We start from the raw sequence: 12,303 nt of genomic DNA on the forward strand, positions 1-12,303 counted from the left end.
TCGGTGCTACTGGCATCGGTTAAGGAAAATCGCCGCCAGCAAGTACTGCTTGGCCAAGTCATCGCGGCCTTCATCTTCGATCAGGCCCTTAATGTCGTCGAATAGCCGCCCGAGATATCCCCCAGCCAGCAGATTGCCGCGCTGCTCGGGAACGCCGATGGTCATATTCACCTGTCTGCCCACCCAGGTGGATTCTTCATTTACACAGTCAACAGCCAGTTTGTACCGCGCGACGTCAGTCCTGAATCTATATCCCCGTTTACGTGAGCGAATCCGCCAGTTGCTTGGGTTTCCGCCCGCGTCGTCAGCTTCGACTTTCAAGCGGTATCCGTTTGCACCACCCCCGTCCAATTCATCGAATAAGTCATCGAAGAATTCTTCTGCCAGCGGTTCTTGGTTGCTCATCATCCAGTCGTTAATTTCTTCGCCAGCTTTTGCCATCCCCAGACGGCGTTTGCGATTGTTCACGTCCGGAGTGTTTGGCAGCTCGGCCAGCGGCGCCTCGTTCTTTTCGACGATAATGTTTGTCATTTCAGTCTCCCTTGATGTGTAGTTTCAATCGACGCCCCCATAGGCGACGGCTACGACGTCGCGCAGGGTAAATGTGTTTTGCAATCCATGATCCGTACGCAATCCACGCTGGAAAGGCTCTGCGCTCAGGATGCTGTCGGGCACTGCGGTGATGGCGGCGCGGATGGTTTCCGTCACAATGCGGCTGCCAAGCTTTCCCAGCTTTCCGCTGCCCGCCGCCTCGGCTTCGGCTAATATGAAAAACCAGAGTGGCGTATGGGTCCGGAGTTCGGTGACATGGTTCAGATGTCCGTATCTTTCGGGTTTTGAATCGAGAAACGCGCCAATATCAAAGGGTGTGCTGATGCCTGCTACGGTTTCGAGTTGCTGGCCGCTGGGCAGACTAAGCGACGCGCCTCGCCGAAGCGTTTTGGTTGCCAAGTTGAACTTTCCGGTTTTGGCAGGGTTCTGGAGATCCGCAAGAAGTGCGTGATCAAGTCTATGAAGGTCCCGTTCGATGCTGGCCTGGATCGGCCTTGCCAGAATCGCCGGTGGCAAGTCCGGATTTTGGTGATCAACCATGTGGCGCCAGGCCTGCGCCCAGTTCCCTGTAAGCTGGTTTTGGTTTAACCCACCACCGGCAGATGTATAGAAAAGAAAATTCTCGACCTCCGCCGGTGCCACGGAAATGTTGGATCCTGGCGGGTATTGGATAATCCAATTGGAATAGACGTCCCTCACCATCGTGTGTCCAAATCGGAAACAGGCAGCCGCGAATTCGATGGGCACGAAAAATGCGCCGGACGTATTTACGAGTGTGGGACCATTTTGCAGGATATCTTCGTAGATGTCGCTATCAACGATCCTGGGCAGGTAATCAGTCAGCGTTACGGCCTGCAAATGCCGGCGTGTCTCGCGTTGGCCTGCCGTGGTGTCGAGTACCAGTTCGGCCGATAGCGCCTGGTGGAAACGCACAAGAAGTACCTGCATTTGCGCAAGTGCCAGATTGTCATCCGTCCGCGGGTCTACACAGCAATGCCGACCTGTGGAGCCGGCACGCGGAAGATCGCGTGCATCCGTAATACCGGGTGCCCCATTGTAGACAAGTCCCAATGCGCTGCCGGCTTTTTCCTGCCATTGACTAGTCGGTGTGTCGGGATTAGGCGCAGTCCCGAATAGGGACGAGAAATCAAGACCGTGCGGTTGTTCACCATTGATCCAGCCGTCTTCGCCATTTGGCCCGATGCCCGGCAACCATTGCATATGCGACATGTCATGCGCGACGAACTGGCCAAAATATGTGTAGGCGGCGGGAATATGAGGCCCATAGCCTAGTGGAGGTTCCTCCGGAACAAACCCTGCGATTGCTTCGCCCAGCGACTCCAGAAAGTCATCGTCATGTGTGTGAATATTGACCTCCTCCGGAGAGATGAGGCGGTCGTATAATTGGATGGCGTCCCAGTCGCTGGAGGCGGCATTGCCCCGGTCCACCGACATCGTTTCAGCACCCCGACCGGTTGCCGTTGCTAACAATTTCTGAAAGCCTGGTGCGTCAGCAGGATCGATGGCTGGCAAAGCAAAAGTCCGTCGCTTATCCTCATCGGGAGAGTCGTAGCTGTTCCGCTCAAGTCGAAAGGTGAGCCGCCCATCCGGCCCACTGTAGCTAAAGATCTCAGGACCGTCTTTGTCGGCACCCTCATGCGAGTCGCGGATAAAATACAGATTACCGCCGTGGATTAAGGGCATTTTTATAAATCCGCACTAATTATGGATTAAGCATACTCCGTGTTTCGCAAAACACAAAGGCCGGCGCCTAAGTCCTTGTTCTATCGGATGCGCAAAAGCCAGTGATTGCCTGGATCATCAGCTAGTCAGCCCAAAATCGTCCTTTGCAATTAATTGGTCACGCCAGTTCATCCCGTATTGAACCAAAACGCCTGTAAATGCGGCGATTGCATTTTGGCGGTTGGCGTCTGTCTTGTTCTTTCCTATCGGTTTGGGCTCCTGATTGTCTTATGGCGTCCTTTCCCTTCCCATTGTTGTCGGTTGGCCGGTGAGCGCAATGGGCCTTAATCGGAATAGACGGAATTAGCAGAACGCTACGTTGACGCTACCCTGAAAACAACTAAAGCCCAGAAATCGCTGAGAAATCTGAGCCTTTTAGGTATGCGTTAAGGAAAGATAAAAAGCCCTTATTCACAGGACTTTGCTTATTATGACAGCGGTGTGCGCAGACGTTCAATAAGGTTCTGCATATCTTGCGGCAAATCAGCCTCAAACCGCAGGGTTTCACAAGTGACCGGGTGTTCAAATCCCAAAACGGCTGCATGGAGCGCCTGACGGGGGAAAGCGCTTACAGACCCGGCGGCGACTGCGGAAAACGCCTTGGCAGAAAGCTTTCGCTTGCCTCCATAAACCGGGTCGCCCACCAGCCCGTGCCCTGCGTGGGCCATATGAACGCGGATCTGATGGGTTCGGCCCGTTTCAAGCCAGCATTCGATCAGGGCAAGACCCGCAGGAGCTCCAAAGGTTTCGACAACACGCGCACGCGTCACGGCATGGCGCCCACCGTGGAACAGAACCGCCTGTCTCTGACGGTCAGTCTTGTGCCGCGCAAGTTGCGTTGTCACACGCATGATGTTGCCGGGTTCAAAGCTGATCCCTTTGACACCGCGCAAACGAGGATCGTTGGCATCCGGCACCCCGTAACACACCGCGCGATAATACCGTTCGACACTATGCGCCGCGAACTGCGCGGCCAGACCGTGATGCGCTGCGTCGGACTTAGCGACCACCAGAAGGCCACTTGTTTCCTTGTCGATTCGATGCACGATACCGGGGCGTTTCACCCCGCCGACGCCCGACAGATCGTCTCCGCAATGGTGGAGCAAAGCATTAACCAGAGTACCGCCGGGTGATCCCGGCGCAGGATGTACGACCATACCTGCTGTTTTGTTGACGACGATCAGGTCTGCATCCTCGAAAACGACCTCAAGCGGGATGTCTTCGGGGCCGATATGGCTGTCTTCGGCCTCGGCCACGACAATCGTGACCCGCGCCCCTTCGACCACCTTGGCCTTGGAATCGCATGTCTCGGCACCGTCGATCTGAACCGCACCTTCTTCGATCAGACGGGCCAGCCGGGTGCGCGACAGGTTTTCCCCATCTGGCACATCCCGGGAAAGCGCCTTATCAAGGCGAGGCGGCGGATTGGCCGCGATGTAAAACTCAATCTGGCGGGTGCCCATGACTGTCCCTTCCGAACCCCAAGAACCGCAGGAAACTCCGCAACTGCGATTGCTGCGGCGGATGGTCATGCTGTTGACCGCGGTGATGATTGGCGGGGTTCTAGTGACATTCGCCCTGATTGTCATCCGCCTATCGGACCGCACCCCCAACGTACCGGATCAGATCGAGCTGCCCGATGGTTCCCGGGCGCAGGCCTTGACCATCGGGTCAAACTGGTATGCCGTCGTTACCGATGACAATCGCATTCTGATTTTTGACAAAACAACAGGAAAACTGCGCCAGGAGATCGCGATCGAATAGGCCCTGCGACCTGTTCCGGCGGTATGAAAGATCAGAGGATCACCTTGCTTCAACCGGGAAACAGCCGAGTTCCGGTCCACGCAGCACCCAGACGCTGATCCAGCGCGTCCGACCGTATCTTGTGCTTGCCTGAAACCGGGGACAGCATGATGTCGCTCAAGCAAATCCTGTCACCGACTGGGAAAAGCTCTACGCAAGCGCATTCGAGGTCCTGCCCCAGGGCTTCAGCGATCTGGATCATGTCATCAAAGCGCTCAGGCCGGAGTTCAACGGCGCTGCTGGTTGGTGAAGACAACTCATCTTCGACATACCTGTAGTCGCGATCATGGAGCATCTGAACGCGCCCTCTCCCCCGGTCACGGTCAACCTGCACCAGTTGTACTTTCCCGGCGATCACCCAGAATTTCCAGGTGCCGGCCTGTCGATCCCCGGCGGACAAGTCTTCTTCGATGTAATAGAGGGGCTTTTGCGTGGCGCGCCACCATTCGCCTGTCCAGAACCCTTCGGGCGTTTTTGTCTTGTGCCACGCTGCCAGTTTCTGGTTGGCATCGTCGCGCTGCGTGCGATCCAGCGGGAACGACAGGGCCAACTTGTGACCATGGCTCATCGTTCCTTTCAACCAATACTGGCCGGGCCCGAGGTCGAGTGTTTCGGGCAATGCCGGAATGTGCGCCTCCCACGTGCGCTGTGGGCAGGCAAGCAGTTCCGAGGCGCTGCCCACGTATTTGGACCGGTCAGAGATCAACGCATCAGGGACTTCGCCAAAAAGCTTCATGACCACCAGCTTTTCGGCGAATGTCTTTGGCGTGCGCAGATCGGGTAGAGACTGATGGCTATCCGCATAGTTGTACAAAGACATACCAAGCGCGTTCAGCCGTGCAGGGTCACTACCATAGTGTTCCCAACCGCGCGAAAAACCGACGCGTGGCGGGGTGTAGGCACCGTACAGATTGTCAGCTGCAATTGCGTCGAGATCAGCCTGTGCCGCCTTGAGATAGTCTTCCCGGTCAGAGAGCAGAGCAACGGACACGACGCCGCCGGTGGCGTCGTGGATTTCTTCGGTCGTAGCGCGCATGGTGGGCAGATTTGCCGGAAACTCCACCGGTTTGAGGCCCCCTCGGCCGTGGCGCGGCAAAGGCGCGTCGCCCGGTCTCACCCCCAGGTTCCTCAAACGTCGATCCAGAAACGAATGCCGATTGATCCCGTTTGCAATCCACCACCGCATCCGGCGCCCCCACAGATGCACGGCAAGCGTTTCTTCTTTGATATACGCGTCCCTGAACTCTCGGACGTGAATATCATTGGCTTGTCCTGCCCGTCTGAAAGGCAAAGGAAAAAAGACCGGTATGGGGCTGGCATGTTTCAGTTCGTCGTGGTGGCGAAGAAACCACGTCATGACACCGGGGCCGTAGACGCTGTGTTCCTGATCTGACGCATGCGGCAATTCACCCGCGCGTTTCTGACGTTCCAGTTCCTCCCGTTCTTCACCTTCAACCCACGGGCGGATCGGATAAGGATCCTGACAGTATTCGGAATACGCATTCAACGTGGGGCTGTCGGGTGGCAGCCGCATGACGGCATTGCAGATGGTATCGCGGTTGAAATACCCAAAGACATGATCTGCCCTTGGTATCGGGGCAAGCGCCAACACATCCGTGTCGCACCACAGAAAGTCCGTTTTCTTCATCAGGTGCAATCTGAAGATATCGGATTGGGGCACAGGCGTCTTGAACTGGTTGTTTACGATGAACTGCTTAGGTTCGTGGATTTCGTTTGCCGACACCAGTTCGATACCATCCGGAACATTGTCGACTTGTCCATAGTGGAACAAAACGACCCTGTGACCGCATTCCACGAAGGACAGCATGCACATCTGCTCCAGAAAGCTCAGGCTGCCTTCCATCCACAGCATCCCAATCGTCGGAAGAGAGCGATCCGCAACCATTAGTCTATTTCTCCGAGGGCTGTGTTGTCAGGACTCTGTCCTGTTTTCGTCAGACGAAGACGGTGCGCCGGCAGACAGACGTTCCCGCACGCCGCGGTCTTTTGCGACAAAATCCACAGCAGGCTTTTCAAGAAGCTTCTGATACAACTCATCATACTCTGGCAGTTTCAGCAGATCGTTGATCAGGGCTTTGTGCCAGCGGAACGCTCTTCTGTGTAACCGTCGAAGCCTGTCGTCAGCGCGAAACTCTTCAAGCACCGCATCCACTTCATCCTTGTACCGCAGGATTGTTTCATCTTTGGCACCACCACGGTTCCAGCGGTCCCAATATTCGGTTCCCAGAGTCTGCGACGAATGATTTGCCCGACCTCGGCTGCGCTTGGCCAGATAGGCCTGTGTAGACCTCACGGCATAGTGGTTGATCTGTGCGACTTCAAAACCAAATGGGGGCGCCACGTGGTTACCGAATGGGGCAGGTTCCGTGGCGTGCCCTCCGGGTACTGACCGGAACACGCCGGCCTGCAGTTCGGGGCGGGGGTGCGGGTTGTGCAACCCGTAGCGAAGATAAAAATCCCCCTGTCTGAACAGGGATTTGACAAACCGACGCCCTGCCCCGCCTTGTTCGAAATCCAGTTCACAATCGTAGAACTGCCGGGTTACGAGCGTATCGCGCATAACATGCCGACCACTGTTCGAGAATATCTTCCAGGGGATGGAAATGACGTCAACGCCTGGGGTTGCCTCGATCAGATCATCAACCCTGTTATTTTCAACGTGAATATTCAGGAATTCATCCGCGTCGCCGACATATATCCATTTTGCGTCTTTCACCACCGGCAAGCGTCGCGCCTGCCTCAGCGCAGATCGATGAATCCCGCCGGTTCCGACACGGTTTGTGTGAAACTCCACATGGCCCAAGTCCTGCAAGCGTCTCAGAATCTGGTTGGTGCCGTCTGTACAATCATTGGTGTAGACAATGATCCGGTCAAACCCCAACACCTTGTGATGGGCCACCCATTCCAAAATATAGGGACCCTCGTTCTTCATCGCAGTGATGAGGACTTTTTCAGGCTTTTCCATCGCTGCCACTTATCCCCGCTGCCTAGTCGTTCTGACCTTTGCTGTCATCTTGCGGGACAATCTTTTCGATTGCGATCTGCGCGCCGGCAATCGCGCGGATGCGCAACTCTCGGGGGTGCTGACCCAGAAATTCGTTGACCGCACGGATCACGCCATCGCCCCACCAACCGCGGCGGTGGTAGTCGTCGAATGCCATGATCCCACCGGGTTTGATCTTGGGAAACAAAGCGGCCAGATCGGCGGTCACGCCTTCATATGAATGGTCCCCATCAACATAGGCAAACGAGATGCTGTCATCATCGAAAAGCTCAAGCGCGGGCACCGAGAAATCCCGGATAATAGCGACCTTGCCCTCTTCGATCTCGGCCTCGAAAGACTTTACGACCTTCTGGAAGATGGTCTCCATCTTTTCGTCTTCGGTCCGGCCCACAAACGCAGTTGTATGCGAATCCTCACCAATGTGTTTCCACGGATCGATCAGAAACAGCTGACTGGGCTCAATCAACTTCAGAATGGTCGGAGAGAATTCGCCCTGCCAGACACCGATCTCAACGGCCACCCCGCCCTTTGGCAGACGCGAAAGGAATGTGCGACGGATTGCTTCCTTGCTGTTCTTGCGCTTGGTCGCCTTGTCAGCCTTCGGTTTCTTCTGGCTGCCGGGCGCAACACCGATAACCTTGGGTTCGTTTGACATCTCGACCTCACTTGCAGACGGGTGTCCTGTTCACGCAAAACCCGTTTTGTTTATTGAAACATGGCTACCACGCCGTCGGCTCAAGAACCAGAAGCTATGCATCCTTTTTGTCAAGTGGTGGCAACTTGTCGATACCAAGCCACGGTGGCTGCAAGCTGGTTATCCGGTACCGTGCGGCATTGCGCCCCAGAAAACTGTTTATCGCTGCATTCATACCGGTATACGACCCACCTCCATGACGGCGATAGGATGTGAACGCGATACTGCCCCCGGGCGCGAGAACCCGGTCGATGCGGCGTAAAAGCTGGTTCATCACCTGCTCTGCCCGAACTCCGCGAATGATGACGACACCGACGCTTTCGTCTTCAAACAGCTTCAGCATCAAGGGGGGCAGCGCCCGGTAGACATGCAATCGTCCGGCAAGAATGGGGTCGCGGAAATATTCCAGCAGTGCATAAAACGTGCGATCCAATGCCTGTAGCTCGGGATCCTGAATTGCATCCGCACATGTGAAGCCGTCCCATGACAGCCCCCACGGCCCTATGACCGTCAATTTTTCGACAGCGTCCAGGCCAAGAATTTCTTCTATGATTTCAGTCTCAACATGTCCGATCAGCACCCAGTTCTTCTTGCCACTGATTGATCCAAGAAAACTCTGCCGCTGGTCTCTTGTTCTTTCAACTTCAGGAGGGACAGCAGGCAGGAAAACAGGATCCTTTGGATCAAACGGCACCGAAACCTGTTTGGCATCCGTAATCTGCGCGTGTTGCGCGGCGGCCTCTTCGTAATCGAACGACGTTTCGAGGGCATCGAGCCGAACAAACCAGGGGAAATTGTTTGGCTTGGAGTTCTCGGGTTTGGACATTTTGCCAAGGCGGGTCCACTTCGCGACCTGGGCAAATGTGATTTCGGGGTCCTTGTACATTTCGGCGTTGAAGGACAAATCACCATCTTCCATCACCCCGAGCTCCAGTGCCTTGACATAGCGCCCGCTGCGAAAGCGGCTGAACTTTGCGATAAAATCCCGCGCTACCTCGGTTTTTCGGAGGCTTGCAATACGTTCCTTGTGAAATGCAACCGCCTGATGATGCAGTTGCCCCAAAACAGGATCTGATCGCAGTTTTTCAAAAACCTCGCGAAGGCGTGTGACTTTGGACAGGACCGAGGTTTCTTCGACGTCGTTATAACAATGCAGTTTCCAGTAAGCTTGACCAGTTGCCTCCATCTTCGGGTGAAAGCTCGAGGTGTTCACATCCCCTCGCAGTCGCTTCATCAGATAGCTTTCCACAGACCTCACCGCATAGTGGTTCATCCGAAAAAGCCTGCGCCCAAACCCTGCGCCCGTCGATGAATACGCCCACCCGCGTCTTCGCATTGCTGGCGGCAACGGGTCACCATCCCCATCTACCCACGCAAATCGATCCGCCTTGTTTGGTATCGGACCCCGCGGACGATGCGTACTTATCGTCCGATACGATCCGTTATTGCGGAACAGCGATTTGAACGCCCGCAAGTTATGGGGACTGACGGCACCAAGCTCGCCTGCACGGGTGAATTGCTCGACAACGAACCGGTCTTCGAACTCGACGATTCCGTTGTGCCCGAACAACTGCCAAATTGCAGCAAACCCATCTGCGTGCGGCAATGCACGAAATAAATCGTCCAGTGTCCCGTCGCCGATGCGAATATCAAGGAATTCATCTACGTCGCAGACCAATATCCATTCGGCCTCTTTGCTCCAGGGGTGTTCCATGGCGTTTGCATAAGCTGAAGCCTGAGGTCCAAACTCCCACGGGCCGGGATTGTCGATATGCGCCAGGAATCCAAGCTCCTCGCATCGCCGAAGGATCGCGTCGGTGCCATCGGAACAATCATTTGAATTGACTATAAAATGCGTGAAGCCGATCGAAAGATAGTATGCAATCCATTCCAGGATGAACGGCCCTTCGTCTTTCATCGTGGATATGACAAGTCTCATCGCATCTACCTGCACCCGTGGCCCGCAAATTCAGGATAGCGGGAAAAAACGCATCTTTGCAGATGTATAGCGCGCATCCCTGCCTGCGGCTTTGTTACGGGCCCCGGAATTGCATTGCAAGTGGACGAGCCCGCCGGTTCACCAATTGCCAGACCCAAACTCCGCAGACGATCACAGCCTCGCGGGTCGCGTCCGTTGCGTGCGGCTTTGTGCTTGAAAACGTCAATCGGATTGCCATCGGACATCAACCATTTATAGCTGACGCTCAACATTGCCAAAGTCTCTTGGCAGCAGGGATGCGGTATCTCGAGTGGGTCATGACAGGTAGTCTCAAAGATCAAAGGGTGCATGGCCTTGATGCTCTGCGCGGCATCGCAGCGTCTGCGGTCGTGTTTGTACACGCGGTGCAAATTCATCCACTTGGTGTCGATTACAAAAACTGGGGTATCGACTATTTTTCGATGGGGGTGCCGCTGTTTTTCTTAATCAGCGCTATGTCCATGTCGCTGGCTTATCCAAAGGGTGTTTCCTTTGATCGAATCTGGGCCTATGCCTTGCGCCGTTTTTTTCGAATTGCCCCACTCTTTTACCTGATGCTCTGTGCTTGGCTGTATATAGGTGTCCAGACCGAAACAGGTACGATCATCAGGAATATGACATTTCTGTTTGGGTTTGTCCCCAGTGAACAAACAAGTGTTGTTCCGGCGGGTTGGTCAATTGGCGTCGAAGTCATCTTCTATCTTTTGTTCCCATTCTTTTGGGCTTGGCGGAACATTTGAGCCGCGCTGTCTCTCTTTTTGCTCGCCTGCTTGGGATGGGCGGCCGTTAACTACAATGGCCAGGGTGAAGTTCCCGATTATTACTATTGGACCAGCTTTTTCACGAACGCCCCGTATTTTGCGTTGGGCCTGATCGTCTGGTGCATCTACCGTTTGACACCTGCGTCGTTCGCGCGCCCTATTGGCTATTTCACCCTCGCAGCGGGTCTGGCCGGGTTGATCTACATGTTTCAGTTCGGGCCAGTCCTTGATGACGCGCAGAAGATGTATAAGCCGGTCCCGCTCGAGTTTGTGTTGGGCTGGGGCGCTGCCTCTGCAAGTCTCGCGCTATCACAAGCGCTTCGACCTGTTTCTTTACTCTACAACTCTGCTACCCGCTTTCTTGGAAAGATCAGTTACAGTCTGTACCTGATGCACCCGTTTCTAATCTACAAGACAAGCCTGACCCGATGGGCCGCAACGCTTTCGGACAATCCGGATCTTGTGGTGCCCGTCGTCTGCGCGATTACCCTTGCCGTAACAATACCAGTTGCAACTGTTATCTACTACGCTGTCGAAGTTCCATTCATGCGTTTCGCCCGCCATCTCACCAAGCCGGATCCGAGAAACACAGCCTTACAACAATTGGCATCGTGACAGCAGAGTACGCCCACCGACACAACGCGACTCTATAGTACCAGGGGAATAACCTCGCCCTTATTGCGGGCAATGTCGGTGATGTCAAAAGCACCGCTTTGCAGTTCAGCGTCGCCCCGAACAACCATCACAGAGTGATTTTTGACGATGACCTCACGAACGATGTCCGGGCGACAAGCGCAGGACATGACGCACTGAAGCACCAGGTTCGCCAGCCCCTCTTTCCCGTCGAAATAGTCCGAATTGTAATGTGCTTCCATCGTAGACCATTGCCAGTCTTCAATGACGAAGATGCCCCCTTCCGACATGCGCGGAAATACGAGGTTGAACGACAGCATCGTTTCCAAATACTGGTGCGAAGCGTCATCAATGACGAGATCAATCTTCTCGTCGCCGAACTCTGCGTCCAGCAATTCTCTGAACCGACTGATGTCCGCCTGACTTAACCCCTTGTAAAGCCGCACGTTATCCTGCCGCGAATACCTTTCGATATAGGCGTCAAGGTGAGGAAGCTCGCGCGTCGAATATTCAACTGCAACCAGTTTGTCAGGCCGAAATACACGATCTAGGAGAGCGACGCTCCCTCCCTGCCATACTCCAATATCGACGATATTATTAACATCGATCTTCGAGGTACAATCAAGTTCGGCCTCGATCATTTCGCGGGTTTTCACCAGCAGAAACTCATTATCGCTCGATGTGATTTCGTGGTATTCAGAATCATCGACTGTGGCGAAAAAATTGACGCCACCAACGGTGCATCTGTTCCGCTCTGACCAAGCAATCGGTTGGACTTTCTTCTTTCTCGAACCGCCTGAAATTGAGTGCAAGGCAGTTGAGATAGCTTCCCTAAATTTGTTCACCATAATGCCCTTACCTGATGGATTGTTGCTTCATCACCTGAAAGGCTTGGGTTTACAAGCTTCCTGAACATCCAAGGCAGAAAGAAACGCAGGGCAGTTGTTTCACGACCTCGAAAATGGGGCAGATCAGATCATATTCGCCAAGCCTGATGCTGAAGTTGGCGCAAACATTCGCGTAATTCGTAGCGTCAAAAACGATATGTTTCACTCTGCACGTCAGAGCTGGAAGTTAAGGCACGTCTAAGTTAAAAAAATCGCAGTTCACAGGA

Annotated in this window: 9 protein-coding genes and 1 pseudogene; 2 read left to right on the top strand and 8 right to left on the bottom strand. The window is 54.5% G+C overall.

The features are described 5' to 3' along the window. Window positions 1-6: 6 nt before the first annotated feature. From D1823_RS07340 to D1823_RS07350, 3 genes are all read right to left on the bottom strand, one after another. Complete coding sequence (locus tag D1823_RS07340) at window positions 7-531, bottom strand: hypothetical protein (RefSeq protein WP_117869296.1); 525 nt, start codon at window positions 529-531, stop codon at window positions 7-9. A gap of 24 nt (window positions 532-555) precedes the next feature. Next, entirely contained in the window at window positions 556-2,256 is a 1,701-nt protein-coding gene (locus tag D1823_RS07345) for a peroxidase family protein (protein WP_117869297.1), read from the bottom strand. Between the two features lie 467 nt (window positions 2,257-2,723). After that, complete coding sequence (locus D1823_RS07350; RefSeq protein WP_117869298.1) at window positions 2,724-3,758, bottom strand: RluA family pseudouridine synthase; 1,035 nt, start codon at window positions 3,756-3,758, stop codon at window positions 2,724-2,726. On the opposite strand from D1823_RS07350, the gene D1823_RS07355 reads away from it, so the two are divergent. Next, window positions 3,757-4,059: a DUF6476 family protein gene (locus D1823_RS07355; protein WP_117869299.1), complete on the top strand. Its 303-nt coding sequence runs from the start codon at window positions 3,757-3,759 to the stop codon at window positions 4,057-4,059. The two genes, D1823_RS07350 and D1823_RS07355, sit on opposite strands and share 2 nt — an antisense overlap. A gap of 49 nt (window positions 4,060-4,108) precedes the next feature. Here D1823_RS07355 and D1823_RS07360 read toward each other — a convergent pair whose 3' ends face one another. The 4 genes from D1823_RS07360 to D1823_RS07375 form a co-directional block, all read right to left on the bottom strand. Then, window positions 4,109-6,004, bottom strand: a complete 1,896-nt coding sequence (locus tag D1823_RS07360; protein ID WP_117869300.1) for an ATP-grasp fold amidoligase family protein — start codon at window positions 6,002-6,004, stop codon at window positions 4,109-4,111. Between the two features lie 27 nt (window positions 6,005-6,031). Further along, window positions 6,032-7,084 (bottom strand): glycosyltransferase family 2 protein, encoded by a 1,053-nt coding sequence (locus tag D1823_RS07365; RefSeq protein WP_117869301.1) that lies wholly within the window; start codon window positions 7,082-7,084, stop codon window positions 6,032-6,034. Between the two features lie 22 nt (window positions 7,085-7,106). Then, window positions 7,107-7,778, bottom strand: coding sequence for a class I SAM-dependent methyltransferase (locus tag D1823_RS07370; RefSeq protein ID WP_117869302.1), 672 nt, complete (start codon window positions 7,776-7,778; stop codon window positions 7,107-7,109). A 94-nt stretch (window positions 7,779-7,872) separates the two neighbouring features. Beyond that, window positions 7,873-9,756, bottom strand: a complete 1,884-nt coding sequence (locus D1823_RS07375) for a glycosyltransferase family 2 protein (RefSeq protein ID WP_117869303.1) — start codon at window positions 9,754-9,756, stop codon at window positions 7,873-7,875. 317 nt (window positions 9,757-10,073) lie between these two features. Here D1823_RS07375 and D1823_RS22085 point away from each other — a divergent pair. Then, window positions 10,074-11,171: pseudogene (locus D1823_RS22085) on the top strand (acyltransferase family protein). Between the two features lie 32 nt (window positions 11,172-11,203). Here the strand turns inward: D1823_RS22085 and D1823_RS07390 are convergent. Then, window positions 11,204-12,037 (bottom strand): class I SAM-dependent methyltransferase, encoded by an 834-nt coding sequence (locus tag D1823_RS07390; protein WP_117869306.1) that lies wholly within the window; start codon window positions 12,035-12,037, stop codon window positions 11,204-11,206. Window positions 12,038-12,303: the final 266 nt, after the last annotated feature.

Origin of the sequence: Ruegeria sp. AD91A, from assembly GCF_003443535.1 — a bacterium.
Taxonomy (GTDB): Bacteria; Pseudomonadota; Alphaproteobacteria; order Rhodobacterales; family Rhodobacteraceae; genus Ruegeria.

Excerpts from the sequence above, each read along its gene's own strand:
- D1823_RS07350 (WP_117869298.1), bottom strand. The coding sequence starts at position 3,758 with ATGGGCACCCGCCAGATTGAGTTTTACATCGCGGCCAATCCGCCGCCT.
- D1823_RS07360 (WP_117869300.1), bottom strand. The coding sequence starts at position 6,004 with ATGGTTGCGGATCGCTCTCTTCCGACGATTGGGATGCTGTGGATGGAA.
- D1823_RS07370 (WP_117869302.1), bottom strand. The coding sequence starts at position 7,778 with ATGTCAAACGAACCCAAGGTTATCGGTGTTGCGCCCGGCAGCCAGAAG.
- D1823_RS07345 (WP_117869297.1), bottom strand. The coding sequence starts at position 2,256 with ATGCCCTTAATCCACGGCGGTAATCTGTATTTTATCCGCGACTCGCAT.
- D1823_RS07390 (WP_117869306.1), bottom strand. The coding sequence starts at position 12,037 with ATGGTGAACAAATTTAGGGAAGCTATCTCAACTGCCTTGCACTCAATT.
- D1823_RS07355 (WP_117869299.1), top strand. The coding sequence starts at position 3,757 with ATGACTGTCCCTTCCGAACCCCAAGAACCGCAGGAAACTCCGCAACTG.
- D1823_RS07365 (WP_117869301.1), bottom strand. The coding sequence starts at position 7,084 with ATGGAAAAGCCTGAAAAAGTCCTCATCACTGCGATGAAGAACGAGGGT.
- D1823_RS07340 (WP_117869296.1), bottom strand. The coding sequence starts at position 531 with ATGACAAACATTATCGTCGAAAAGAACGAGGCGCCGCTGGCCGAGCTG.
- D1823_RS07375 (WP_117869303.1), bottom strand. The coding sequence starts at position 9,756 with ATGAGACTTGTCATATCCACGATGAAAGACGAAGGGCCGTTCATCCTG.